The organism is Halalkalicoccus tibetensis, from assembly GCF_037996645.1.
Classification (GTDB): Archaea; Halobacteriota; Halobacteria; order Halobacteriales; family Halalkalicoccaceae; genus Halalkalicoccus; species Halalkalicoccus tibetensis.
Window position 1 is genome coordinate 1 of the sequence record NZ_JBBMXV010000015.1, and the last position, 24,936, is coordinate 24,936.

Below are 24,936 nucleotides of genomic sequence, written 5' to 3' on the forward strand. Positions count from 1 at the left end.
CCAAGTCGCGTTCCTTGTCCGGGTCGGCGCGGTGCCGCCCTCCGCTTCTATTGTTCCGTAGCTTTGCGTATCACCTCACAACCTGCCGTCTTAAAGATCAGTGACAAACTTCCGATAGCTGTCTGACGCGTGGCGGACGGTGGACACCTGTCGGAGTGCCTTCCGGTGCTACTCCCCCCGGGGGGTTGCACGTCCACAAACCCCGATCCGCCATATTGTACACCGAACGGACAATCCGATGTGTAAAATGGCCCCTCGGCCGTCCCTGAAACACGACACTACTTAGATGGGCGGCACGTCCGACGTCCTTAACCGGCGAACAGTGCCGGTTTAGTGCCATTGAGTCATTCGAGAAAATCCTGTTTTCAGAACCGATGTGCAAATCCGAGCCTACCGTGTACAACACTCGGCCCCGTGTGAAAGGCCCCGATGTTGCACAAGGCGTTCCAGGGACTCGGAGCCTGCCAACCCAGCCGATATCACCGCTCAATCGAGCATCTAAGAATTCGTCTCCTCGGCTTCCTCTTTCAGTTTCTTACGGAAGTCCTCATTGCAGAATCTACGATTCACGGAGACAGACTGCAATCCATCATGGCCATAATCAGCAACCCGTATACCCGGGTAATCCATTGCATGACGGTAGCCTTCAACGATCAAGCCTCCAGTTGGAGGGATGATCTCCGTGAAATCGACTATTCTCCATTCTTCAGCGTCAGTTCTCTTTAAGAAGTCTTGCATGAAATCCTCCAAATGAGATCCTGTTTCGTCGTAATTAGCTGTCCCTCTGAACTCCGCCGTGTATTGCTGTTTTGCGCTATACGGGGTCGTACAAAGATTGGAATCAACAATCTCTAAGTCGTCATCAGGGTTCGGACCATGACTGATCCCAAGGTCGTCAAGTACGTTCTCAACCAGACTGCGTTCTTCTTCTCCAGCAGCAGGAGCCAAGACTATCCGATTTTTCATCTCTCTGGTGTCAATTGGAAAGAATGGATGGATACCGTCGACATTAGGAGATGGACTAATTGGAATGCCATTTTTCCCGATCCGAAGTATCTGGACATTGTCAAACGGGTTAATGAGTAGTCGAAACTCAACTTCGTAATCGTAGGATGACTCTTTGAAAAAGTTCACAGACGCTTGATATCCAGTCGTCTGGTAAGAATCAGGAGCGTCCCGCTGCTGATACTGAACAGCGCCAACGTGGATATCGTGGTCTGTTCCACCTACATATAATTCAGAGAACTCAGTCATTTGAGAATCTGCACCTGTTGAGTCTTCTTGGTTAGGCTCTTTGGGTTCTGTCGGGAGAACTTGTAAGAATTGGTCAACAGTCGTTTCGATGGCAAATCCCTTCTTCAGCGTTGGGTCTGACGTATAGTTTTGCCACATATTCACAAACTCTCGCGTCCCAAGCCGCCAGCAACTTGCAAAGTACTTCTGGCGAGCTTTTTCGTGGAATTGCGGCCATTGCTCTTTGAACTCCTCCTCTGAAAAATCCGACCCAGTCATCGCTGCAATACTCCCGCGAAATGCTGGATTGTCTGCTGGTGATTCTATCATTCCTTCATTCTCATCGCAAAACTCGGGAATATGGGTACATCTGATGCCCTTCTTGAAAAAATCTTTAAGATACTGCTTTTTCAGGGGCTTATATTTCCGAATGACCATCTGGTTGGATGGTATCGGCACGAATTCCGCCTTGAGATTTCCGGGTAAGGGTTCCTGGTCATATAGCGAGATTGTCCACTATTGCCAAGTCTTTTACTCAAAATATTGTATGTGTCAATTTCCTCAATGTGCCAGTTTCAGGATCGTCGCCTCCTCGAATACCAGAACTCGGACTGTAGGGTTCCTGATTGGTCTACTTTTGATTTCTGTCCTATTCAAAAGTGGATCGGTGCTTCGTCCCGCGCTTCGATTCTCGACATCGCCGCTGTCTGTCGGTTGGCGACACTCAGGGTAGAACACATATCCAAATCGCCTATTGATTTCCCCCTCGAAAACCTACCGAAATAGGTAGGTTTGTCTACCATGTCTGGTGGATGCCGTGCTATTGGCACTGAGTGTTATGTTATCATTCATTAAGTAATTATCTGTGAGCCAAGCAGAAGTTTTCAAACCAAAGAAAGCAATCATCTAGCTAAGGACTTTTAAACAAGGTATAACATCGGCCTCATCCGACAAAAACACTATATTATAGGCTCGAATGCAGTATGGTACCCTACTGGATTACGCAACGGAGGTACTGTCAGGGGCGCCTTCACGACGCCAGTAGGGTGGCTGCACACGACCATGAGCGCAGCCCATTCCTCTCTTTACTCCCTAAGCTAGACGCCGTAGCTGAGGACAACAGTGATAAATACATTTGGATTTCTCTAAGGAAACAATTGGTTTAGGAGTAACGAGCCTTGTTGAGAGGGCAGGCCCCGAAAGGACGTCCACGCTCATGAAACAGGTACGTTCGGGACCTTACCAGTCAGTGCTACTGAGACGCACGGCATAGGCTTTCTGGTCGATTCAAGCGGATACAATACCCGTCAGTCGGATGGTTGAAAAAACGCTATAGTAGAAAACCCCTCCGAATCGGAGAGGTGGCACGTGATACTAACCGGCGATCGGTGGGAATGGATCGCCAGCGAGTGTTACACACGTATGACTAGGTAGAGACAGGCCCGCTCCCAGGGACGTTCCAAAGCGATGGAAGGAATGGCCGCCTGGTGATAGCCAATAGAATAACTGCTGGAAAAAATACCCTCCAAGACCGGTACCCGATGTCAATTTGGCTCAAACAACTAATCTCTGCGCTAATAATCAATTCTATTATCAACATAAAAATTATATATTAGCGCGTTGACGGGTAGTGTATGAAGCGTCGACAGATGCTCATCGGTAGTGGTACTATGTTCGCAACTGCCCTTGTTGGGTATTCCAGCGTTAGTTTTGCCCATGACAACGAGGAGGAAGATGCGAAATCAGTGCAGAAGAAACGCGACTCCACAAACCATGAGGAAAAAGAGAAAGATGAAGAGGAGTACGAAGGCATTCCCGGATTCGATCGCGAAGAGTTTGATCTCGACAGTGATGTCATTCAGGTAAAATACCTTGCGTTCCAGAAGGGAACGCTTGAACTCGGTGTGAGCGTTGAAACGACCGATCAGGACGTTCTTGAGGAGGAACTCCGAGCACTCGTCCCTGCATTCAACCAGGCGATTCGGGAAGCCGATGCTGATGAGTTCTTCGATGCGGTTGAGGAATTCAAATTCGCCCTCTATGATGAGTGCGATAACCTCCGGGCTACGCTCTATCTGGACGTAGAGTGGCTGCGTGAGTGCCTGTTTGGCGATCTCACGACTGAGGAGTTCGTCAACCGGATTCTCATGATACTCGGAGTTGTAGGAGACGACGACGGACCAGATACAAATCAGACTACATAACCGCACACGCTGTACCACCTGAAGTCACATTTCTCCGATTAGCGGATTGCTTTTGATTACTTAATCGAAAGTAGATTTACCATCCTCCGTGTCCTCGACTCATCCAACCCAATGCCAGATCCCCAACCAGGGTTCAGCCACCTTATCTAGCCCTCCTTTACTCCAGGAGGGACTTACCCAGTTCCTTGAAGCAAAATCGAAAGGCAACGAGTCGGGTAACTACCGGCGAACGCAAAGAGCGTCATTGCCCGCTAGATGGATTGGCTCGAACAACGAGAAAAACAGATAAGATTAGGAGAGAGACTATCGAGTGCTACCTATTAGTATTAATAGGCAGTATTTTCTGGCGGTGACGCTCGCTAGTCCTACATCACCTGATGGATATGGGCATTCGGACCGTCATCCCCTTTCGCGTGGCCGACCGATCGCAGCACCTCTTTCATCGCCGAATTGGGACTCTCGACGAAGTAGTGGTCAGCCGCTTCTTCGCCGTACCAAGGCGCACCAATCTCGTCCCACCAGAACTTGACAAGTGCGCTACCGATGTCCTGGTTTCGATAGGATTCTGCGAGGTAGAGATGGCGAAGCACTAACTCGGTTTCATCGCTCGTCGGACAGTAGGCGAGGTAGCCAATAACATCTCCTCCATCCAACGCAAGGATCGCACTGTGGATGCCGATCCGAAAGCGGCCGATATGATCGACGGTGGCCTTCGCTGCCCAGTTCGCCAACCAGACGGCATCAGTCATCCAGGTCCAATTCGATGAGTCGACAGTGATACCGCCGATATCCCGGGGCTCGTGAATTCGATGTTGAACGAAGTTCCCCGGGAATTGAAGCAGTTCGATCGGCTGATGAATGACCCCATCGCGATAGAGTGCGAGAATATTGAGACAGCGATCCTCTTGACAGACCCAGTACTTGATGTCAGAGTCTTTGACCCGCTCGATTGTGAGTTGTTGATCCGATCCACACGTGAGACAGCGGACTTGGACCGCGTCTTTAGGACCGTCGAGAGTCGGAGCTTCGTGCGAATAACACCCTCTGAGACACACGGATTCATCGATGAATTGCACAGCAAACGGGTCTGAAGAGAACCGAATAAATCTATGGTTCAACGTCTATCACCGATCAACTGAACATGGTGAAGCCAACAGCGACATCGCGGTCAACGTTTCCGTGAGGGATTCTCGGAAACGCGTCGGTTCATGTCCGATTGGTGAACGTCGGTTTGCCTAGACTGTGTTCTCTGAGTCTCCTGGGGCGGGATACTCCTTTTAGAAAGTCCCCCTCATAAGACTATTCTGTGGATATTTGATTAGGCGGCTAATCGGGTTTGGATCACCATGACTTGTGCAACAATCCCTTCAAGAGTGCCGATGTTGCACAAGGTTGAGCAAGATTCGTTGACAGCTTTCCTATCCTGACAGAGCGCCGGCAGGATGGCGGTGGCGGTATGCGGTCCCGGCCGCGGTGGTCGCCGCCCGCGGGCCTCCCTCAAGAAAACAAACCTCCATGGGACACTCCGGGCGAGCGTCTGGGTGTCCTCGGACGGCTCGAACCCGGACGAAGCGTATGCCGACGACATCGTCTTCATCGGAAGCGAAGAGAGTAGAAACGGAATACACTAACCCCTTTCAGCAGCCATTGCAACTGAATCATATAGCATTAGGCTGATACGGACACTCACGCCCATACCGCAGATATTAGTCTCCTACTCTCTGAGGCGGGTTGAGAACGATTCTATTGGACCGACGAAGCTAACCGGTTTGCTTGGACGCGTGAAACCTGCGAGTGAGAGAAGGGGCGATGTCCTACTCTCGTACTTCTCCTGACCCAATTGATAGATGATAAAAAATAGATCGTTCTAAAACGGCAACAGCAAAACACTAACACACCTATACAACAGATCTATTATAGTGACAGCAAGACGCACACTGGCAGTCGTTGCCGCCGTCTTCATGATGCTCACCGCAGGGTGCGCTGGATGGGGAGAAGATGGCCCGGTCGGAGACGACGACCCAGAACCTGACGAAGCTGACGATCTCGAAAACGCACAGGGCGATGAACAAGAACAAGAGTCCGATAGCAATGAGGCTGGAAGCGATACCGGCGTCGATGCCGACGAAGGAGATACTGGCAATGCTACCGAATTGGACGAGAGCAACGGTGATTCGGAGGCTCAGCCCCCAGATGAAGAGTCCGAAGACACCGGTGTAGACGACTCGGCTGAAGACACCGACGACTCCGAAGAAGCAACTGACGATAGCGCCACCGATGACGAATCCACAGAGCAGGAGTCGCCCGACTACTCGCTCGAGGAGTCTACAGACGATAGCGAGTCCGCTGACGGAGACGACGAGGGCAGTGATGCCTCTGGCGAGGACGAAAGCGAACCCGCTGAGAACGGCGATAGCGACTCAGACGAGGACACCAGCACCAACGGCGACACTGATGCCCCGGACGAGAACGGCGACGATTCCGAGGCGAACGGGGGTAACGGAGACGACTATGGCGGTGATGCTGACAACGGGGATTCGGACACGAACGGTGACGGGGACACTGATCAGAACGGCGACGCGGACAACGGCGACACCGACGCGAACGGCGACGGAGACGATGATGACCTCGAGACCTCACAACTGGAGGTCCACGCCGGTGAAGCCTCTGCGGTAGAGGGCGCTAGCATCACCGTCACCGGCGAAAGCGAGACTGAGCAGTACGACGGCGAGACGTGGACTGGCGAAACGAACGCCGATGGTATCGCAACCTTCGACGTGCCGGATGGGGAGTATCAGGTCCACGGAACAGACAACAGCGGCGGTGAAGAGACGCAGTACGTGACCGTCGACGGTGATACCTCTGTCCTGCTAGGAGGCCTTGCGCCTCCGGTGCCGGATGAGCATGACGTGACCATCCAGGTCGTCGACGAGGCCAACGACGAGCGGCTCGAGGGCGCGACCATCGTTGCGACGGGCGAGTATCACCCCGCGACCGGTGAGGCTGGCTTCGGTGGTGAGACTGACTCAGATGGCGAGGTTAGTACGACCGCCTATGCCGGAGGATATGACGTGACCGTCGATCACGAAGCCTACGATACGTATCACGGATCGACGCTCATCGAAGGCGACACCGGGATCACTGTCGGGCTTGATACTGACCGGGATGAGATGTACGAGCAGACGCTTACCGTGACGGTCGTCGATGAGGCTGGCGAGCCCGTTGAGGGCCAGGAGGTCGAAGCCGGACCACCGGAGGGTGAGATCGACACCGGCGTAACCGACGCGAACGGCGAAGTGGTCTTTACGAGTGTTACTTCGGTCCCGAGCGATTCGACCATGACTGAAATCCGAGTCAACGAACAGACCATTCCGTCGAGCTACCACGTTGACGGTGTCGAAGAGACGGTGGAGATCGAGACTGACGAGGACGAAGGGAGCGAAGAGAACGAAGAGAACGGCCCAGACGATGACGGCGAACCGAGCGATGAGCCCGCACTCGTAGTCTAACTACAGCCGACTTCCGCTGGCGTTTGTTTTTACGCACTCCTAAAAACCCCAGAAGGAGGTCCTATGCAGTATCCTTGCTGAGTTTCTTGCTAGCTCGCCGCTTGAAGAAGTACCCAATTGCAGCAGTGACGACTGCAAGGATTAGGAAAACGAATCCCCAAATGAGAAGGCCCGCTATCGATCCAATGAATGTTCCAGCAGCCTCTGCGCTTTCTGCGCCGTCCGTACCAAGAATCGCTGGTAGGTAGAATGTAATCGGCAATAACAACATAACAAGTGCTGAAATCCAGAGTCCCGATCCGATTGCTTCGCTAGGGATCCGTTTTTGATACAAATAATAACCACTGCCCGCTGTAGCAATAAGAAATACAATTGCAGCGATTCCAAAATTCAGAGTTGCCCATGCTGCAAGCCCACCGATGATTAGCGCCATTACACTCGCCGTAATTGCCATCGTCCAACGAATTCCGCCTGACTGGTCCTCCTCCGCAGTCGGCACGTCTTCGGTGGATACGTTGTCCGGTTCAGCTGAGTCTTGGTGAGCCATCTTATTAGCTTGCCGTCCAGCGGACGTCGATATCGGCCCCAAGGAAATCATCATGCCACAATGTATCAAGATCGCCCTCATCGAGATCGCCGGGAACGTCGAAGGCGATGTATCCTTCGCGTGTAACATCGGGCTGGATCTCGCCGTCGTCATACTCTTCGCGCCCCCCCATATCAGAGACGAACTCCGAATCGTACTGGCTGTCATCGTGTAGGAGGACAATGTCCTGCCAAGCCGACGGCGTTCGCTCGGCCTCGTCTCCCTCGTTTCTGGCTTCGAACTCCAACAGCGCGAACTGGCCTTGGTCAGGTTCGTCGAAATCGCCGAGCTGGTCTTCGAACTCGAATCCGTGGGCGACGGCGATCATACCGTTACTATGCTCGGCTTCTTCACCATACGCGAGTTCGACTTGGTCATCAGCCTCATCGATGAATTCCGCATCCTCTCCTTCTTCTTCTCCATTCTCTTCTTCATCCGCATCGCCGTTCTCAGCGGGTTCTTCTTCCTCCTCTTCGTCTTCCCCATTCTCCTCTTCGTCATCGTCAGACCCTGCACAGCCGGCTAAGAGGGTGGTCGTTGCTGCTCCACATGTCACAATGAAATTTCTCCGTTGCACGACAAGTCCATCATACACCCAACACTTACGCTTTCCGATTTTTCGGAAAAGTACGAAGTGTGAGAGTGATAAGGCCTATAATTGCATGTGGACCATGTGGACTAATGGCGGCGAAATGCTATCCACGCCTTCGAGAGAAAGGCCAAATTACGATACCGAAGGATATCCGATGCGAACTAGGGCTAGAGGTGGGAGATCGGATCGAGTTAACTATAAGACATATATCTGAAGACGAATAGTCTGCTTTGGTCTTTAGATCACCCAACAAGGGTCCAATGCTATAGACGCGATAAATAGGCGTGATTGTGAATTAGGGGTGGCGCGTAGGTATATGAATTATATAAACACGGGTTCGCACCAGACCGCGTCCTTGAGACACTCGTCAAGATCTCAGGAACTGGCGAAGTCACTCGGAGTTGGGTATCCTAGGGTAGAACGTCATCACTGCGGATTTCTGGGGAAGGTGACTTCTGGAAACGGAACAAACACAAAGTCATGCCGACGTGTGGCGTTTCAACAGATAGTGGCACAGAGTGTCAAAGACGGACGGACGGCGGGCCGTGTTTCATGCACGACTGGAACGGGCCGCCGTCGAGTCACGGCGCACCTCTTGGAAACGATAACGCGGTTGGCAACTCGGGCGGAGGAGCGCCGAAGGGCAACTTCAACGCGGGGATCCACGCGGGATTTAGCGACTGGGGACAGCACTACGAGCGTTTGTGGGGAGAGGCGAAAGAGTGGGTAACTAACAGAGAACTACATCAACCGCTCAAAGGCAGACCTCCCTGATAGCGAGGTCGAAGCGAAGGCTCGAGAGGCGGGCACACTCGCACATATGTAGGACTGTGCGTCGGTTGACTCATTCAAGCGCAGGTGGGTTCTCGAACACGAGGAGACGCACGAACCGACTGGGGAGACGTACACCGTCCATCGATTGAACGCGGCTCTTCGAGCGGACTTCACTATCAGTCGTCGAAAGCGCCGACTCGCTCGCGAGCTCCGAGTGTATCAGACGCCGGACGGTCTGCCGCACGCGGAACAATGATGGATCCACTTTTGATTCACTCTAAAGTGCAAACCGCATAGCGGCAATGGCATGGATGCAAACGAAGTGTAACTTGCGGTTGAATATATAAAGAACGCCAAGCCTTGCACAACATTCGTCCGTAACGCTTCATAGGACTGACTGTGTACTCTGGTTCTGTAGCTCAACGAAAACTCGACCTTGTGCAACAGCGGCGGCTTGTCAAAGGCGAGTGTTGAACAAGATGCGCCCTGCTCGTCGAGCAGCGGATCGATGCGATCGCGAGCGCTTTATCGATTGCACCCCTACGACGATTATGAGCGAATGGACATGTCCGGTGTGTCGGGGCGGCTTTCCCGGCGACGCCATGCTCGAAGGCATTGCGTGCCCGTGGTGCGAACACATGCTCGAAGATGCCGCGCAGTTTCAATCTGAACTCATCGAACGGAATATTCTATCCGACGCCGACGACGCGGATCGATAAACGCGCCGAGTCCCTGCTCGTTGACCCGACACATGCAAACCCCGACGTGATCGGCGCGAACGTATCCGCCGACGGGACACGTTCGATCGTCTACTGTATTTCTGGTTGAAAATATACTCAAATCGGAGAGGTCGCACGTGATATGAGTCGGCGACCGGTGGGAATGGACCGCCAGCGAGTGTTACAATCTCACACAACTTGATTCACGGTGATCATGCAAGCAGCGCTCCGGTAGGGGTTAAAATTTGCACCCCCCACTCTCCGATTTTCACGGGGGTGTGAAAACTCAAGGTCGCATGAGGGAGCGGCGAATCTGAAGCCGTTTTCAGGATTTTAAGGGTGCGAGGGGGGTGTGTCTGTGTGTGAGCCGCGCTGGCGCTGGCGCGCGGGCGCGTACCAGCCAGCGCGCGCGTTATAACACACCCCCTCTAAGGGGTTAAAATCCTGAAAATCGGTATTATTTCCCTACGCCGTCCTGTGGTTTTGCGTTTTAACCCCCCACTGAAAATCGACGGGGGGAGGGGTGCAAATTTTAAAGTGAATAGCTCTCATACCTTCTTTACTTGTCACTAGACGTATCGGCTGCCATGTCAGAGTCAAGAATCCTCTCGTCGCCATTCGGCTGTGATATTTGAGACCATCTGATTCACTGATCATTAGAGACCGGCTGACGCTCCGTGGTCACAAAATCGTCCACAGCGTCCTTACATCACGTGTCCTATCAACCGTAGCTCAGCGCGTGCACTTGTCTCGACTTGACCGCACATTTCGGCAGCCCGGCTCTTGCTACATCTCGTTACGAAGATCTCTAAGGTATACACGCTTGATATGAATCATCACCTGCTCTCAGAGTGTGAAGAATAAAATCCGAGAAAACAAACAACCCCCATGGAACCTTTTGCACAATAGGACATGCGAGGACGCTGTGGACGATTTTGTGATTATGGAGCATCAGGCGGTCTTTGATGGCCAGTGATGGCGACAGGAGGATTCTCAATTCAAACATGGCGGCCAACACAGTTTAATGACAAATAAGTAATATATGAGCATAGTTCACTTTAAGATATTCATCCCTCCTCCCTCGATCTTAACCGGGGGATTAAGACGCAAAATCACAGTAGGGCGTAGGGATAAGAATACGATCTTAAGGATATTAAGGGTGCCAGGGGGGTGTGTGTTATACACGCGGGCGCTGGCTGGTGCGCGCGTGCGGGCGCACCAGCGCCAGCGCGGGCTCCCCACACAGACACACCCCCCTCAAGGGGTTAAGATCCTTAAGATCGTCTTTCGAAGTCGCCGTACTCATGCGGTTTTCCATCTTAACCCCCCACTGAAGATTGAGGGGGAGATGGGTGAAGATCTTAACCCCTCCGGGAGCGCTACCTTCGTGAATCATCCATTCATTGACATCGTAGTAGCTGATCGGGGACGTTCCGATGAAACACGGGAGTCGGAATGCCCATCCTTCTCGCGGGTCCGTAGGACGCAATAGCTCCACGTTGTTGACTGACAAGCCACTCTAGCTCTTGGAGTCAGTTGTGATAGAGGGCCTGGGTTAGACTCACAGTTCCCAGTAGCGTTGATCACATCATCAGTGTGGACCCTTTGCTTGTACTCTCAGTAGCGTCAGTTCGTCTTCAACAAGTCATTGGTCGGTCGGTCCCTCGAGTACTTGCCTGAGTGATCTACGAGCTAACCTCATATTTAGTGTAAATCGATTCTGAGGTCAAATGAGTTGATCAGGAACGGTCCTAACCACCTGGAGTTACTTGTGATGATAGTTGCCTGGGAAGGCTCAGTATTCCCAATAGCGTTGATCACATCACCAGTGTGAACCCTCTGTCCGTTGTCTCAGTATGTGCCGACTACGCGTGAGAGATGGTCGGACTGTCTTCCGGCACCCATTTTCAACGTACTAAGGGGAAGCGTCCCGACGGCACCCACAATCTGGAGGGCAGGTCGTTCAGCTGCTTGCTTGAGCGTTTCGAGGCGTTCTTCTGTCCCGTCTTCAGCCAGCCCAACAAGCCATTTGAGCTCGAAGTCATCACGCTTGAGGAGGTTGCGGTAAATCCCTCGGTTGAAGGAGGTGATCGTGTAGCTATCACTTTTTGCGTCGAAGTGAATGCTACTTTCTTTCTCGCGAGGTTGCCAGTTTGGATGTTCTGCACTCCTCTCAAGGACATCCGCCAGTAGCTCGTCCTCAGTGTGCATCTCGTTGCTTCCAGCGTAGCTTGCTTCCGACATCTTCCACCTAAATCTAGGAACTAGAGACTGATAAACTTATCGGTTATTTGATATTTAGAGAGTTATCGTACTTGAGACTCTTGGCAGTCTGTGCAAATGAGCAGGGGTCGGGTTCAGAGTTATCGTCTGCGGAAGTGCCCATATACCTCGTCTGTAGTCTGCAAATTTGCATGACGAAGGCGGAGCATCACATCCTCTAGGCGCTTGTTCTCCCGTCGGATCATTCGAAACGCGATCGAGTGGCGGAACGTATGCGGCGACACTTCGTGTGACTCACCACGTCCCCCTTCGATCCGATAGGGGCGGACGCCTGCTTCCTCAGCAGCACGTGTGACGACATTGCGGACAGAGCGGTCGGTCATGCGGTCAGATTGGCGCGAGGGGAACAGCGCCTTGCTCCCTTTCCAGACGCGGTTCTGATACCGACGGAGCTGCCGACGGCTCTCGTCGGCGAGATCAAGGTAGGAGGCTCCTGGATTGCCCTTCTGAATCTCACTCGGTAGATAGAGCTCGCCGGGTTCAGCATCGAGGTCGAGATACTCCCAGTTGAGCGCGACCAATTCACTAACGCGAAGCCCAGTATCTGCAAGGAGAACGATGAGCGTTTCATTGCGATCTTGGAGGTAGGTCGCGAACGAGTCGGAGAGACAGGCGTCGCGGATGTGTTCGATCTGTTCTGGGGTGAGCCAGGTTTTGGCTTGTTTCTGAGTTGCCGAGTTTCGTGAGCCAGTTTCGCTCATAGGTGTGGTATATAAGTCTGATCTCGAGCGAGGGTATTATAGCTTGTTGAGTTTCCGGTTTTCGGGCAAGCACGGAAACTCGCTATACTATATGACATGATTGCGTTCCATGAACTATCAAAAGGTCCAGTACCTCTACAGAGTAGTATCTGTACCGTTGGCGGCTGATACTTCGGTGGCGACGTGCTTTCGTCTAGCATCCTCGAGGAGTGGTGTAATTTCCCGCTGACCGGTCGCCGAGCCTCGGTGTTGGACGCCTCCAACTAGAGAGCCCCTCAATAGACCGGCGAGCATGGCGGCTACTCGGGGCGACTCACTCCCCAGTGCCTATGCCGGTGTGTCGCGAACCGTCGATTATGCCCCTCGGAGAGGACCCGCCGTTCAAGCGGAGAGCATGCGACCCGGCGGACCATGAGTTCGTGAAAAAGAGCACGGCTTCCAGGTCTGCGAAAAGTGCGACCTCAGTCGGCAGTCGTTGACAGATCAGGTCGGCCAGACGTTATAGCGTCTCTGGGGGCTACGCTTTTACGCCCCGTCTGTCGTTGACCGGGTGATCTAGTGAGAGATCGACCGAGATAGAATCATACCAGACCGTCGGCCGCTTGGATTGTCCGACTGTATCGAGATCGATCAGTCCAAGCGATTCTAACTCGTTCAGATTCCGGTGGACCTGTCGAACATCCCGCTCAACGATTCGGGCTGTTTCGCGGATGCTCTCGGGGTGCTCGCTCGTAATCACCTGCAACAACTCCAAGTTTTTCGGTCGAGTCACCTGATGCAATTGCACGGGATCGTGAAACACGACCTCGAGATATGGTTCAGGTGTCTCTCCCTGGTCGAGCGCTGCGAGTGCTGCTTCAACCGACTCGCTATCGCTCTGCTTGAAGCGGATGTGCAGCACGCGCTCGTCTGATTCTGTCTCATTTCCATTGTCCGTTTTCATGATCATTTACCTCCGCTTTGAACCGTCGATACAGGTCGAGTACACCGGGGAAATCGATGTCCTCAACCCGAGATTCGCCGATATGCTTGTGGTGTTCCGCCGCGCCGGGGTGGTCAGGAAAGTTATCGTAGCGAAAGATGAGACTGCCGTCGGTCGTACCGTACTGCATCGAGTAGTGGACCCCGTCCGGGTATCGCTCCGACGGGGGAACATCCCATGCACGGACTTCGGCGTAGGTGTCGCCAAAGTTCTGCCGTGTTTCGAGGAGTAACGTTGCATCATCATCCTCCGGCATCAAGTGTTGTTATGATCCCCAACATGTTAAGTGTTGTCCCTGCCTCCAACACCCACAAATGTGGTCGCACCAATCTAGCTAGTGGTGTCCGCGCATCAGTATCCGGTGGCGAACACAATACGGCCGCGGGACGCAAGTCGTCGATTCTCGGTGGCAATGACATCACCGTTAGCCGTTCGCACCGTCACCACCCGTAGAGGTCAGACAGAAACCAAGTATCGACTCAGTGTCAACTCAATATAGCGCATCATCATCGAGGCAATCCGCGAGTATGCTACGGCCTCAGACGAGCGATTAATTTGGACGTTAAATCACCGCCCAACGAGCCACCATTTCGCTCGTCGCCACACAGGGGCATCCAGACGTTCCTCGCGCCGCTGTTGCAGCTCCCGCTCTTCTTGGACGTACTCAACAAGTTCAGTATTTTCTTCGCGCTGTTCGAGAATAAGCCGCTTCTCATTTCGCATTCTCTCATTTTCCGTCTCAAGCTCGTTAATTCGCTCTTTGAGATCGGTGATCTCTTGCTCGTATTCATCGCGTGTGTCGTCGTGTTCATCACGTGTTACAAGAGTGTTGCGAATGTATTCACTACGCGATACGCCGTGTTCATCAGCTTCTAACTCAAGTTCATCGATGAGTTCCTCGTCGAGCCGGACAGTGATATTCTTCATTGCATGAGGAACATGTCCGTGTTCACTTAGCAATACGTCAGCTGTCCGTCTGACAAATGATATCACATTGTCACTGGGCTTTAAGTCAGGGGCATGTGAGATAACACGCAAAGCTACGGAAACAAAAAGGCCGGAAAGGGGCCGTCGTAGAACAACTGTCCCTTCTGGCTGACACGGCATATAGTTTGCCCTGTCAAGAGCCGTGGCTTTGCTCAGACAGCCATGACCGCAACAGCCGACGCTACAGACAGTCGCACCGTTGAACAGCTCATACAGACCGTCGAAGACCTGCGAGACACCGTCGAGCAGCAAGCCGACCGGATCAACGAGCTCGAAACCGAATTGGCCGACTACCGCGCTCACAACGAGCGCGATAAGGCAGAGATCCGCCAGAAGATTGCTGAGGTCGAAAACCAACAGACGGACGCCCCTTCTGAAGATACTACCCCCGGGGTTGACACCGAGAAAGACCCCTCGAAGAACTCGGAGACACCACTGGAGCGCATCTGCACTCTCCCGGAGCACGTTGCCGATCGCGAGCTCACCACCAACCAAGAACGCGCACGGTTCATCGCTCGTGACATCCAGGATTATGCCGAGAAGGCCCCTGCTGGCCTCGTCATCGATAGCCGAGCGATCAAGCGAGTGTTAACCGCCTCGGAAGGAAAGCGTCCACATACTCAGACTGTGGCCCGCGTCATGAACTTCCTCGATGACCTCGGCAAAGAGGATGTCCAGCAGAAGAAGCGTCGCGGGAAGAAGCTCATCGTCATCGATCCGGAGGCTGCCACGAGATATACAGCTCATCACGATCGTTGTGATGGGGAGGGTGGTCCAACCCATGCGGAAGGCGTGATCTCGAGCGGATAACGTCACACCGACAAGAATAGTCCGCGAAAGCGAGCCACGTAAGCAAGGCCGTAGTAGCAGCAGGTATGAAGGGAGCTTCTCGATTACAGTAGTAGTATTGTAGATGAAACCGAAGCCAGTAGCTCTGGCTCTGCAAGCGTATCACAGCACAGTGTGATTGGGTATACGTCACCTTGTGCAACCGTAATCTTCTGCGGACATCGATTGTTGCACAAGGCGTCACCAGCGAGCGATTAAAGCTGCCGTCGTCTGACGATCTCGTTCCAAGGGTACACAATCGTTACGAACCTCTTGGAATATAATCAAGAACGGTTCGTTGACGGTGATAGATTGACTTCTGGGCATCGGCTGAAACGGCCACTCCTGAGTCTGACTGTATAGAAAAATCCTATCTACAGAACACATGAGAACGTCTTTCTAAGAACATATAGAGTCATAGGGTATGCTTTGCAGCATTGGAATCACGAGAATAAACTCTCTTTGTCTGTAGAAGTAGCCTCTAGCATCGACTGTTTGAATTAATACCATTCTAAAATATTATTAGTTATAAAGAAGAAGCGATGCTATAGCACAAATGCATTATCTACTCGTATATTACCAAGTGAGGCATTTATATACTCTTAATATCAGCTAGTAAAATAGTACTCTCCCCAATCTATTACTGTTACTATAATTTAGTACTATAATATAATACACTTAATACCAAATTATTTTAGGTAATTATTTTATGGTTGCAGGAGCAAATCCTGTCGGTAGATAACATCTACCATGTGTAACCATGACAGACCGAAACAAAACGCAATCGACGGCGGACCGACCAGAAAACCAATCTGGCGACGGTTCAGCGCGGTTTCAGGACAGTCCGATCGACCGACGACAGTTCATGCAGCTCTCAGCAGTTACCGCTGGTGCGCTTGCGTTGCCGGGCCACGCAGTCGCGGATCATGAATCAGAGAAGGCAACCGAGCTGTATGACTTTATTCGCAACCACGTTGAGGGCGACTACGTAATCCAAACGCTAGTACTATTTGAGAGCGAAGCCGGCTTTGACGCGCTTGAGGATCTCGGGCTCGAGCAGGATATCGGTGATGATGAAACCGAGCCGGTTGATATCGAACAGACGACCGATCCCCAACCAGCCGCACACATAGGTGTGACACCGTTCCAAGCGTCGGATGTCCTCGAACTTGATGAGATCGAACAGGTGGAATTCTCACCCGGTGCGAACCCCTTCTGGAAGCTCGATAACTACGAGGATGGAGTGTTTCCATCGGTTGAGGAGAGTATCGAGTATATCTCATTTGACGAGGCAGTTGAAGGACTACGATACCTCGAGGACCAGCATAGTGACCGCCTCAACATATTTAGGGTTGGTGAGACCCCCGGTTATCATAACCTTCTCGAAGGCGAGACTGATCCACAGGATATGTGGTTCGGTGAATTGACAAATAATATTGAGGATAGCGATTCGTTTAAAGAAAAACGGAAGTGTGTATTTTCGATCTCGATTCACAGTGACGAACCCTATGGTCGTGAAGGATTTCTCCGCCTTGTCGAGCAAACACTAGTTAGAGACGAGCCCGACATGGACAAATGGCTTGACGATATCGTTGTTGTTTTTGTCCTCACAAACCCTGATGGATGGGTCCGCCGTGAGCCACAATATATTGGCGTCGAAAACGAGTTCGGACGTGAGAACGCTGCTGGCGTCGATCAGAACCGCGGGTTCCCGACGGAAGGGTGGATTGACCCCGACCACTATCCCGGCGAAGCATGGGGTGCAAATCTCGAAGACGACCAACCTACCGAGATTGACGATGATGTCCCTGAGGACATTCTCGATCACGTTCCGGACACATTGGCCGTCACCAACCACCTTCGGACGTACAACAACATCGAAACAGTCGCAGACCTCCATGGTATGGGCTGGTCCGAAGAACCCGTTGAATCACGTCCGTTGTACTACACGCTAACCCAGAACAGCAACCAATTCGATCATCAAGAGCTGCACGATGCTGATGAAATGACACGCGTGGTTGGTGAGTACGTGCGTGAAGAACTCGGACCGATCGAGGACCATAGAGACGCACTCTTCGACGGTGTCGAGCGCTTCGCCCAAGACGACGACGAGCTCGAAGCGGAGGATGTGGCACCCGAACTCATATTCCGAGACGGATCTTCTGTTGATACGCTCGGGTACACCACTACTGGTGGCTTTCGGAGTTTCGTTGGGGGACTTCAGGAGTTTAGTGGGCTTGGTGTGAAGGGCAACACAGTCGAATTCCTGCAATATTCCGGTGAGGGTAGAATGGACTATCGTCACGACTTCACGAACCTCGCGGTCGACACTTACCAGGCCGTCGTCCGTGGGTACATCGACCACGGCACATCCAATGTCGAGGCCACCATCGAAACCGATGGACGTTCGACTGCATACGTGGCTAGCGAAACGCTCACCCGGTCTTCAGACGATCTCGTCTTCGCTGACACAGAACAGACGTTCACATCGTCTTCATCGACGCTGGAGAGTGACGAGACTGACGTCGTTTCGTTCGATGTGTCCGGAGATGCTGGGCAGATCTCTGTCACCGTCGAACATGACGGGCCAGTTACCGCTACACTGATCGATCCCGATGGTGAGGCGGTCGAAACCTACGAGTCAACTGAGGAGATGGAGCGGGAGGCTGAATGGAATGTCACCAATCCGGCGGCAGGCGAGTGGTCGGTCGATATTGAGAACCGATCCGATGATGAAAACGAGGTAACGGTGAGCTCACAGCAGCTTCTCCTGGAAGAAAATGAGGAGGATGTCGATGGTGTCCTCGCTCCCGATCCGGAGGAAGTGTTGGGATTCACCCAAGCTGAATACGAAGTGACGCCAATGCAGTACTTCGAGGACAATGCCGAGTTCTTTGCTGATGCTGACCTCGATATTGTTAGCGTCGACGATGTTACCGATGGCGCGCTGGACGATGGAGACGCCTACGATAACGTCGTCATCAACCATGACGAGCCTGCTGACGATCAGCAGTGTCTCGATCAACTTGACGAGTTCGTCGATACCGGAGGGAATCTCGTGTTGACTGATCGAGGCGTCCAACTGCTCGGCCATCTTGAAAGCGATCTCGCAGCGGGCGTCGCTGACGATGATATCGAATCAATCGAGCGTCAGTTCGCTCTGCTCGATGATGATCCCGACGAGGACGATCCTGACGATGAGCTTCCCTCTGACGGGAAGAATCTCGATCATCGCCTGATGGAGGGCATTCGCCCTGTCCAGCGCGAAATGTGGAACGTCGCCGGATTGGGCTATGCCTCGCCGAATATCGAGGCCCCGATGACACTCGTAGACGCCGATGCCTTCGAAGGAGCTGGTGGAACCGTCGCTGCGACGACTGATCATCAGGTGTCCGTTGGCGCACTCGAACACGATGGCGAGGAGACCGGAATTCACGTTATTAGTAGTGTCCTACCGCCAGCACTCCAGAATAACCTGCATCCATTCGGGATGGTTAATTACGGTCTCGAGCTCCTCGGGCACCAAGTCTTGATGAATGCACTCGGCTACGACCAACAGCGAATCGTCGACGGCGAAGAAATCGACGTCTGGGACAACCCAGAGGAACGGGACGCAGAGCCGTAACGACTCCCTCTGCGATCGATTTTATCAGCCGTAGGATACTAACAGTATGTCAATACGAAGTTATTTAATGGTTGCCTCAGGTGGTTTGGTCAATGGGAACTAGTACCAGTATGAATTTGTGGACCCAATATCGGTCGATTCCGATCGTTTACCGGATCGGGGCGGCGTTCGTTCTGGGCTCGCTCGTCGGGCTGATCGTCGGCGAACCCGCGACCGTCTTACAACCACTGGGCGATCTCTTCGTCCAACTGCTTTCGATGATCGTCATTCCGATCGTTGTCTTCACCCTCATCATGGGGATTCGCCAACTTGATCCCACGACTCTTGGAAAGGTCGGGGGCCAAGTTGTCGTCCTCTATGCGATTACTTCGTCAATTGCCGTCTTCATCGGACTAACGGTCGCAAATGTCGTTAATCCCGGTCAAGGACTGACGCTGACCGAGGCAGAGGTCGATACCGAGGCGACGCCGGGTATCATTGAGGTCTTGCTCGGGATCGTTCCCGAAGAACCGATCGGAGCGATGGCCGAAGGCGACGTCTTAGCGACGATGTTTTTCGCGCTCGTTTTCGGCCTCGCACTTGCACTTCTGCGTGACGCGACGGACGATCCCCAGATCCGCGAGGGTGCCGAAACGATCTTCAATATCATGGAGACTGCTTCAGAAGCACTATTCAAGATTGTCTGGGGAATCATGGAATACGGTGTGATTGGCGTCTTCGCGCTCATGGCTGCGGTCTTCGGTGAAGCGGGCCCGGACGCGCTCGTCTCGTTTGGGCTGCTGATCGGGGCGATGCTGGTCGCGTGTCTGATCCACATCGCCATCACCCATCTCGGCGGGCTGATCATGCTTCTGACTCAACAGTCGCCGATCGCGTTTCTCGTCGGCTCGAAGGAGGCACTGATCACGGCACTCAGCATCCGGTCGAGCGCCGGCACACTGCCGGTGACAATGTCGAACGCCGAAGATAACCTCAGGATCAACGAGGGGGTGTATGGCTTTTCCCTGCCGCTTGGCGCGACGATCAACATGGACGGGACCGCGATGTATCAGGGCGTGGCTGCGATATTCGCGGCGAACCTCGTCGGCGTCTCGCTGTCTATAACCGAACAACTGATGGTAGTCGGGATTGCGGTGCTCGCAAGCATCGGTTCAGCAGGTGTCCCGGGAACGGGCCTGATCATGCTGACGCTCGTGTTGACCCAGTTGGGCCTGCCCCTCGAGGTGGTCGGGTTCGTCGCCGGTGTCGATCCGATCCTCGACCGGCTGCGGACGATGGTGAACATCTCGGGCGATCTGGCGGTCGCGACCGTCGTCGGCCACTGGAACGGCGCGGTCGATTTCGGTGCGGGCGTCTGGGATGGCACCGAAATCGGCGTCCCGACGGGCGACTGATTCCCAATCCAATCGGAAGCACACTATCTAATATTTTCTGAAAATAGTTTTTAATCCTATATTTGAAAATGATTATTATCCTCCCTCGAATGGGTATTGTTGTCATGGACCGACGAAAATTCATCCAGACCACTGGTGCAGCAGTCGTCGCAGGCGGGGCCATCTCTGGACCCGCGGCAGCGAACGACGAAGTAGAAAACGACATCGAGATTATCCTCCACGGTGGTGCGGGCGGTGTCCCGGATGAGCCTGAGCCGCGACAAGCCGTTCTTGACGACGCAGTCGAACACGGAGCCGCACAGGAGACGCCGCTTGATGCTGTAGTGAGTGCTCTCTGTGTTCTTGAAGAGTCGCCAATGTTCAATGCCGGAGTCGGTGGTGCGATCCAGAGCGACGGCCAAGTGCGAACCGACGCCGGTATCATGTTGAGCGATCTCGAGATCGGTGCCGTTGCATCGGTGCCAGGTGTATCCGAAGCTACTCGCGCTGCTCGCGTCATTATGGAAGAAACGCCCCATGTACTCGTTCGTGGTGAATTTGCCGCCGAAGTTGCGGCTGGCTTTGGAATCGATACAAACGTTACGCTCACGACCGAGGACGGTCTTGAAGAGTTCGAAGAACTTGACCCACCAGATGGTGACGCCTTTGAGCAGCTTGAATGGGTCAATGAAGTCTTCGGCGGTGCAGGGACGGTCGGTGCGGTTGCCCGTTCTGGTGACGAGTTGGCCGCCGCAACCTCGACTGGCGGCCTCTCGTATGCGATTGCGGGGCGGGTCGGTGATGTCCCACAGGCAGGGAGTGGGTTTTACTGTACCGACGCTGGCGGAGTGAGCGTTACAGGCACAGGCGAGGACATCATCAGGACAACGCTCTCACAGCGCACTGCCGGACTGTTAGAGGATGGTGAGTCGGCGCAATCAGCAGCTGAGACTGCTCTTGAAGAGTTTGTTGATCTCACCGATTCTACTGCCGGGATTATCGTACTCGATGCTGACGGCGATACAGGAATTACATTCAATAGCGACGCGATGCAGACAAGTCAGAGTACCGAGGAGTAGACAAACAAGCGTAGTGAAGGGCCGACGATGAGATCCTGGCGACGCATGACCTCGTGCCTACACTCACATTGAAAGTACGTCTCGCCGCCCTCAGATTGTTTGAGGCTCTGATATTGCTAGTTCCTATTTGGATTGCCGTTACCAGATATGTACTAGACGATAAAGGAGAACTGACTCAGAAGAATATTCTTGGAGGATTTCTCATTAGCATAGGCTATCTCTTCCTCTTGTTATCTTTCCTTGGTATAAGAAACGTATTTCAACCAATAATAGAGACCGCTAGCTTAGGGATGGCTGTAGATGCAATCATTTTCTTTGTTCTGATCGTCGCAGTGGGTATGCTCCTCGGCTATTTTGACAAGCTCCAGACCCATGGTCTGAAAGATCTTTTTGGGACATGAACATGGCCGTGGCAGTCGGGACTATCTTCTTATTTTTATTCATAGGTAGCTATTTCTCGGATTAATTGGGGAACTATTAGAACTTGTTCTGCGAAGCCACACTTCGTATTAGTATATTGAGATTTTTCAAAGGGCGCTTTCGAGTACTTGGGCCGCCACCTTACCTTGTGCACATCGACGCTCGTGAAAGGCGAGTGTTGCACAAGGCTTCCTGCGATCTAGGAGGTCCGTATGCGCGCTTTTCTCCGCCTTTAATTCCCGCAGCTTTTCACGTATCTCGTCACGGGATCGGGGCGCCCCGCGGTCGTCGTCGCTGCTCATCGGTTAAGCTCCTCTTCAAGCTCTAATCAAAAGTGTTCGCCCGATTCGAACGCGCGCTCAAACCTTAACCCCGACGCATGCTGGCGATTGCGAACAATCTCCTTGGTACACATATTCAAAATCAGGCTCGATTCTCACCTGGAACACATCTCTGGACCGGAGAGGTCAGCAATCTAGGTGGCGGGGGTACTAGGGCCGCCACCCCAAGTTATGTTACAATCTGGCACGACTTAGCTTTGTCTCGAGCGGGAACTGTGCTTTCCGTGCTGACAAGAGTAGTGCTAATGCTGCCGGAAAGTACCTGGCTACTACGAAAGAGGAAGTGCTCGGCGCGCTTCAGAAAAAACGAGTCGGTACGTCATCGCTCTCGTGGTTGATTCTCTGCCGGTGCTCCATCTTGTTGAGACCGAGGAATGCAGGCGTCATCACCATTTATTAACTCGGATATAAATAAAGATCTTTTGTGATATATTGAGACCATCTCTCACGAAGCTATTGCTAATCAAAAGCAAAGAGTGAGAAATCACTCTTCGTTCGAGTCCTGCTCAGCAGAGTGAATACCAGGGTGCGACGAGACTATCGAACGAGACAGAAGAATCGAACAGAGAATCGAGTACTGGAAGAAGTCCTGTTAGGCGGCGATCGTAACTGTCTCACCGGTGCGCTCGATGAGATCCTCGCCTTCAAGCGTTCTCAGCGTGGGGAACAACGTGAGCTGCTGGATGTCCAGTGCCGCTTGGAGGTCGTCGACTGTTGCTTCCTCGACGATACTGAGATACAGGTAGACGAGTTTGGAATTTCCTGAGTCGAGTTCAGCAGGGAGTGGGTCGTTGGTCGCGGTTGCCTTCTGGGTGAGTAGTTCCGGGCTCATTGTGTGTACCCGAATCAACGCTGATTGGATATATAAAGCTCACCCATAAACACTTAATGATATTAATTTGTGTATATGTCTTATATTAACACGGTGCCGGAGAGGGAGAGTCGACTACTACGATCCCAAGCCCACGATCCAAAATCCACGCATGGAGTACTGTAATCCCACTCAGGCACAGCTAACGTCCCTATCAAATACGTCGGTAGTGTCCGCCAGAGTTGCATCTATCGGCGTGTGCCTAACGGGCGAACGGATCGAACGGCGTCGCGTTCTTGATGCGCTCGGCCGCATCGCGAGAATCAGATTAGTCCTTTATTCTTACCCCCGACTCGATTCGGTACTCGATCTCGACCGAACTCGTCGACAACGTTCGGGCTAGGTCCTCGGTCATATCCGAGTGGTCGGTGGCGGCTTCGAGGTTCGCGAGCATTTCGTGGGTAAACTTACAACTAGCGTCAATCGCCCCCGAACGCGTGTTCTCCCCCAATTGTTCGCCGACGCGGTCGTAGAGATCAGTGCGCCAGGCATACTTCCCGTCAGTGTTTATCCGCATGGTTCATTTTGCACATCGATCTCGGAAAGTGGCTTAGATCGAGGTACTAACTGCCTCAACCAGGCCCGATAACCTCTCTTCGAATCATCTGATTGTGACGTTGGAGTGAATTGGGACGGTCAGCGTCGGAAGTTGCACATCGGATTCGCGAGTTGATGTACAAAACCGTGGTTGCGGATCTTCGCCTGTGTAACCCCGTGGGGGGCGGGGGGCGCGGGGGAGAGATCTCATGTACAACTGTGCGGTACTGTCGACCGGCCGACACATCCGAGACCGTCGCGCGATAACGTTTAGTGGACGGCAGGAGAGGGATCGTCAGATGGAAAAAATCACCGCTGGCGTCGACCTCGACGTAGCTTACGGCCGAACACCCGAGGACGCGCTCATGTCCGTCCTTGCGATTCAACCCGCGTTTGACTATCGAGAGGCGTACTACGTCGACGAGCGACCGGCGTTCATGGACGTGGTCGCGGACCGACGTTTCAATAAACACGATTGGGACCAGTACGAACAGGTCGACGCCGAAAGTCTCACCAACCGCCGCGGCGACGGCGTTCGGTTCCAAAAGAGGCTCCGATATGACGCGCCACTAACGCCGGATCAGCGGTTCCAGATTATCCTCACGAACATCTGGCTTGAGGTCCCGTATTCCGACGACGGACGGGCGCATGCGAGGTTCGACTTTAGCATCACGCTGCGCGAGAGCGAACTCGACGGCGAGGACGAGCTACGCGACGGAGACCACTATTGGCGTTGCGAGCGGATGTCGACCGAGCCGATCGACGAGACCCGGCGTTAGATCCCCAGTCTTCGCCACCTTGTTCAACACGTCGTCTCGAATCGCCGATGTTGAACAAGGTCGTTACTCGTCGTCCCTATCGGGCTCGTCGAGCTTACAAATTCTTGTATAAGAAAAGGAATCTCACCCAGTACCGGTGCTACATATCGCGCTCTTATTTGAGGAAAGGGGAGAAGGCCTGTTTAGGCACGCGGTGCGATAAATTCTGCCGGATCACGACGAAGGTCGACCGCCATGTGACACGCCGAGAGCGACAGCTCCCGAGGGACATCCAGGTACTCTGGGAGCCCATCCTCGCTTTCACCGATACCAACACCGTACTCCTCAAGGGCTGAATCGAGTTCCTCAGCAGTGATGAGTTCCTCGTCATCACCATAGACGACGGTTCGAGCAGCAGCGACACGTTCCTCACGGCTTGGAGACGTGCGCTCGCTGTCAGCGTCACTTAGGTGCCGGTCGGATGCCATTCTTTGAATCTCGTGATATATCGTTCGGCGTGCTCCGCTAAGAGTA

At 53.1% G+C, this 24,936-nt stretch carries 23 protein-coding genes; 10 read left to right on the plus strand and 13 right to left on the minus strand.

The features are described 5' to 3' along the window. Positions 1–498: 498 nt before the first annotated feature. Positions 499–1,671, minus strand: coding sequence for a hypothetical protein (locus WOA58_RS18895; RefSeq protein ID WP_340605871.1), 1,173 nt, complete (start codon positions 1,669–1,671; stop codon positions 499–501). Positions 1,672–2,867: 1,196 nt separating this feature from the next. Here WOA58_RS18895 and WOA58_RS18900 point away from each other — a divergent pair. Beyond that, the gene (locus WOA58_RS18900; RefSeq protein WP_340605869.1) at positions 2,868–3,437 is read left to right on the plus strand and encodes a GntR family transcriptional regulator; all 570 of its coding nucleotides are present in this window, start codon (positions 2,868–2,870) and stop codon (positions 3,435–3,437) included. A 365-nt stretch (positions 3,438–3,802) separates the two neighbouring features. Here the strand turns inward: WOA58_RS18900 and WOA58_RS18905 are convergent, their stop codons facing one another. Then, a complete protein-coding gene (locus WOA58_RS18905; protein WP_340605867.1) occupies positions 3,803–4,513 on the minus strand; it encodes a GNAT family N-acetyltransferase in 711 nt (236 codons plus the stop codon). Between the two features lie 843 nt (positions 4,514–5,356). On the opposite strand from WOA58_RS18905, the gene WOA58_RS18910 reads away from it, so the two are divergent. Beyond that, complete coding sequence (locus WOA58_RS18910; protein WP_340605865.1) at positions 5,357–6,946, plus strand: hypothetical protein; 1,590 nt, start codon at positions 5,357–5,359, stop codon at positions 6,944–6,946. A gap of 61 nt (positions 6,947–7,007) precedes the next feature. Here the strand turns inward: WOA58_RS18910 and WOA58_RS18915 are convergent, their stop codons facing one another. Both WOA58_RS18915 and WOA58_RS18920 read right to left on the minus strand, forming a co-directional pair. Next, entirely contained in the window at positions 7,008–7,493 is a 486-nt protein-coding gene (locus WOA58_RS18915; RefSeq protein ID WP_340605863.1) for a hypothetical protein, read from the minus strand. A gap of 4 nt (positions 7,494–7,497) precedes the next feature. Further along, on the minus strand, positions 7,498–8,088 hold the full coding sequence (locus tag WOA58_RS18920; protein ID WP_340605862.1) for a DUF4352 domain-containing protein: 591 nt from the start codon (positions 8,086–8,088) through the stop codon (positions 7,498–7,500). Positions 8,089–8,213: 125 nt separating this feature from the next. On the opposite strand from WOA58_RS18920, the gene WOA58_RS19180 reads away from it, so the two are divergent. Both WOA58_RS19180 and WOA58_RS18925 read left to right on the plus strand, forming a co-directional pair. Continuing rightward, entirely contained in the window at positions 8,214–8,348 is a 135-nt protein-coding gene (locus WOA58_RS19180) for an AbrB/MazE/SpoVT family DNA-binding domain-containing protein (RefSeq protein ID WP_390220993.1), read from the plus strand. A gap of 1,101 nt (positions 8,349–9,449) precedes the next feature. Further along, complete coding sequence (locus tag WOA58_RS18925) at positions 9,450–9,617, plus strand: hypothetical protein (protein WP_340605861.1); 168 nt, start codon at positions 9,450–9,452, stop codon at positions 9,615–9,617. A 1,851-nt stretch (positions 9,618–11,468) separates the two neighbouring features. Here WOA58_RS18925 and WOA58_RS18930 read toward each other — a convergent pair. The 5 genes from WOA58_RS18930 to WOA58_RS18950 all read right to left on the minus strand — a co-directional run bounded on the left by WOA58_RS18930 (position 11,469) and on the right by WOA58_RS18950 (position 14,510). Continuing rightward, positions 11,469–11,861, minus strand: a complete 393-nt coding sequence (locus WOA58_RS18930; RefSeq protein WP_340605860.1) for a hypothetical protein — start codon at positions 11,859–11,861, stop codon at positions 11,469–11,471. Positions 11,862–11,980: 119 nt separating this feature from the next. Next, positions 11,981–12,601, minus strand: a complete 621-nt coding sequence (locus tag WOA58_RS18935) for a tyrosine-type recombinase/integrase (RefSeq protein WP_340605859.1) — start codon at positions 12,599–12,601, stop codon at positions 11,981–11,983. A gap of 517 nt (positions 12,602–13,118) precedes the next feature. Continuing rightward, positions 13,119–13,544: an HVO_A0114 family putative DNA-binding protein gene (locus tag WOA58_RS18940; protein ID WP_340605857.1), complete on the minus strand. Its 426-nt coding sequence runs from the start codon at positions 13,542–13,544 to the stop codon at positions 13,119–13,121. Next, entirely contained in the window at positions 13,522–13,839 is a 318-nt protein-coding gene (locus WOA58_RS18945; RefSeq protein WP_340605856.1) for a toxin-antitoxin system TumE family protein, read from the minus strand. Before WOA58_RS18945 ends, WOA58_RS18940 begins: the two co-directional genes overlap by 23 nt. A 311-nt stretch (positions 13,840–14,150) precedes the next feature. Further along, on the minus strand, positions 14,151–14,510 hold the full coding sequence (locus WOA58_RS18950) for a ribbon-helix-helix protein, CopG family (protein WP_340605854.1): 360 nt from the start codon (positions 14,508–14,510) through the stop codon (positions 14,151–14,153). A 222-nt stretch (positions 14,511–14,732) separates the two neighbouring features. Here WOA58_RS18950 and WOA58_RS18955 point away from each other — a divergent pair, with 222 nt between their 5' ends. The 5 genes from WOA58_RS18955 to WOA58_RS18975 all read left to right on the plus strand — a co-directional run bounded on the left by WOA58_RS18955 (position 14,733) and on the right by WOA58_RS18975 (position 21,876). Then, positions 14,733–15,380 carry a hypothetical protein gene (locus WOA58_RS18955; protein ID WP_340605852.1) on the plus strand — a complete coding sequence of 216 codons (648 nt, stop codon included), beginning with the start codon at positions 14,733–14,735 and terminating at the stop codon, positions 15,378–15,380. 883 nt (positions 15,381–16,263) lie between these two features. After that, positions 16,264–19,023: a M14 family zinc carboxypeptidase gene (locus WOA58_RS18960; RefSeq protein ID WP_340605850.1), complete on the plus strand. Its 2,760-nt coding sequence runs from the start codon at positions 16,264–16,266 to the stop codon at positions 19,021–19,023. A 92-nt stretch (positions 19,024–19,115) separates the two neighbouring features. Then, the gene (locus WOA58_RS18965; protein ID WP_340605848.1) at positions 19,116–20,417 is read left to right on the plus strand and encodes a dicarboxylate/amino acid:cation symporter; all 1,302 of its coding nucleotides are present in this window, start codon (positions 19,116–19,118) and stop codon (positions 20,415–20,417) included. Between the two features lie 203 nt (positions 20,418–20,620). Continuing rightward, entirely contained in the window at positions 20,621–21,475 is an 855-nt protein-coding gene (locus WOA58_RS18970) for an isoaspartyl peptidase/L-asparaginase (protein WP_390220994.1), read from the plus strand. 53 nt (positions 21,476–21,528) lie between these two features. Further along, entirely contained in the window at positions 21,529–21,876 is a 348-nt protein-coding gene (locus WOA58_RS18975; RefSeq protein ID WP_340605846.1) for a hypothetical protein, read from the plus strand. Positions 21,877–22,002: 126 nt separating this feature from the next. Here WOA58_RS18975 and WOA58_RS18980 read toward each other — a convergent pair whose 3' ends face one another. The 3 genes from WOA58_RS18980 to WOA58_RS18990 all read right to left on the minus strand — a co-directional run bounded on the left by WOA58_RS18980 (position 22,003) and on the right by WOA58_RS18990 (position 23,624). Continuing rightward, the gene (locus tag WOA58_RS18980) at positions 22,003–22,197 is read right to left on the minus strand and encodes a hypothetical protein (RefSeq protein ID WP_340605845.1); all 195 of its coding nucleotides are present in this window, start codon (positions 22,195–22,197) and stop codon (positions 22,003–22,005) included. 631 nt (positions 22,198–22,828) lie between these two features. Continuing rightward, complete coding sequence (locus WOA58_RS18985; RefSeq protein WP_340605844.1) at positions 22,829–23,068, minus strand: TrmB family transcriptional regulator; 240 nt, start codon at positions 23,066–23,068, stop codon at positions 22,829–22,831. Between the two features lie 307 nt (positions 23,069–23,375). Continuing rightward, on the minus strand, positions 23,376–23,624 hold the full coding sequence (locus WOA58_RS18990) for a DUF7692 domain-containing protein (protein ID WP_340605843.1): 249 nt from the start codon (positions 23,622–23,624) through the stop codon (positions 23,376–23,378). A gap of 319 nt (positions 23,625–23,943) precedes the next feature. On the opposite strand from WOA58_RS18990, the gene WOA58_RS18995 reads away from it, so the two are divergent. Beyond that, on the plus strand, positions 23,944–24,423 hold the full coding sequence (locus WOA58_RS18995; protein ID WP_340605842.1) for a hypothetical protein: 480 nt from the start codon (positions 23,944–23,946) through the stop codon (positions 24,421–24,423). A gap of 182 nt (positions 24,424–24,605) precedes the next feature. On the opposite strand, the gene WOA58_RS19000 is transcribed toward WOA58_RS18995, so the two are convergent. Next, positions 24,606–24,890 (minus strand): hypothetical protein, encoded by a 285-nt coding sequence (locus tag WOA58_RS19000; protein ID WP_340605840.1) that lies wholly within the window; start codon positions 24,888–24,890, stop codon positions 24,606–24,608. Between the last annotated feature and the right edge of the window lie 46 nt (positions 24,891–24,936).

Bases quoted from the DNA above. Each gene is read 5' to 3' on its own strand.
- WOA58_RS18895 (WP_340605871.1), bottom strand. From the start codon at position 1,671: ATGGTCATTCGGAAATATAAGCCCCTGAAAAAGCAGTATCTTAAAGAT.
- WOA58_RS18900 (WP_340605869.1), top strand. From the start codon at position 2,868: ATGAAGCGTCGACAGATGCTCATCGGTAGTGGTACTATGTTCGCAACT.
- WOA58_RS18915 (WP_340605863.1), bottom strand. From the start codon at position 7,493: ATGGCTCACCAAGACTCAGCTGAACCGGACAACGTATCCACCGAAGAC.
- WOA58_RS19180 (WP_390220993.1), top strand. From the start codon at position 8,214: ATGGCGGCGAAATGCTATCCACGCCTTCGAGAGAAAGGCCAAATTACG.
- WOA58_RS18925 (WP_340605861.1), top strand. From the start codon at position 9,450: ATGAGCGAATGGACATGTCCGGTGTGTCGGGGCGGCTTTCCCGGCGAC.
- WOA58_RS18930 (WP_340605860.1), bottom strand. From the start codon at position 11,861: ATGTCGGAAGCAAGCTACGCTGGAAGCAACGAGATGCACACTGAGGAC.
- WOA58_RS18935 (WP_340605859.1), bottom strand. From the start codon at position 12,601: ATGAGCGAAACTGGCTCACGAAACTCGGCAACTCAGAAACAAGCCAAA.
- WOA58_RS18940 (WP_340605857.1), bottom strand. From the start codon at position 13,544: ATGAAAACGGACAATGGAAATGAGACAGAATCAGACGAGCGCGTGCTG.
- WOA58_RS18945 (WP_340605856.1), bottom strand. From the start codon at position 13,839: ATGCCGGAGGATGATGATGCAACGTTACTCCTCGAAACACGGCAGAAC.
- WOA58_RS18950 (WP_340605854.1), bottom strand. From the start codon at position 14,510: ATGAAGAATATCACTGTCCGGCTCGACGAGGAACTCATCGATGAACTT.
- WOA58_RS18955 (WP_340605852.1), top strand. From the start codon at position 14,733: ATGACCGCAACAGCCGACGCTACAGACAGTCGCACCGTTGAACAGCTC.
- WOA58_RS18960 (WP_340605850.1), top strand. From the start codon at position 16,264: ATGCAGCTCTCAGCAGTTACCGCTGGTGCGCTTGCGTTGCCGGGCCAC.
- WOA58_RS18965 (WP_340605848.1), top strand. From the start codon at position 19,116: ATGGGAACTAGTACCAGTATGAATTTGTGGACCCAATATCGGTCGATT.
- WOA58_RS18980 (WP_340605845.1), bottom strand. From the start codon at position 22,197: ATGAGCAGCGACGACGACCGCGGGGCGCCCCGATCCCGTGACGAGATA.
- WOA58_RS18985 (WP_340605844.1), bottom strand. From the start codon at position 23,068: ATGAGCCCGGAACTACTCACCCAGAAGGCAACCGCGACCAACGACCCA.
- WOA58_RS18990 (WP_340605843.1), bottom strand. From the start codon at position 23,624: ATGCGGATAAACACTGACGGGAAGTATGCCTGGCGCACTGATCTCTAC.
- WOA58_RS18995 (WP_340605842.1), top strand. From the start codon at position 23,944: ATGGAAAAAATCACCGCTGGCGTCGACCTCGACGTAGCTTACGGCCGA.
- WOA58_RS19000 (WP_340605840.1), bottom strand. From the start codon at position 24,890: ATGGCATCCGACCGGCACCTAAGTGACGCTGACAGCGAGCGCACGTCT.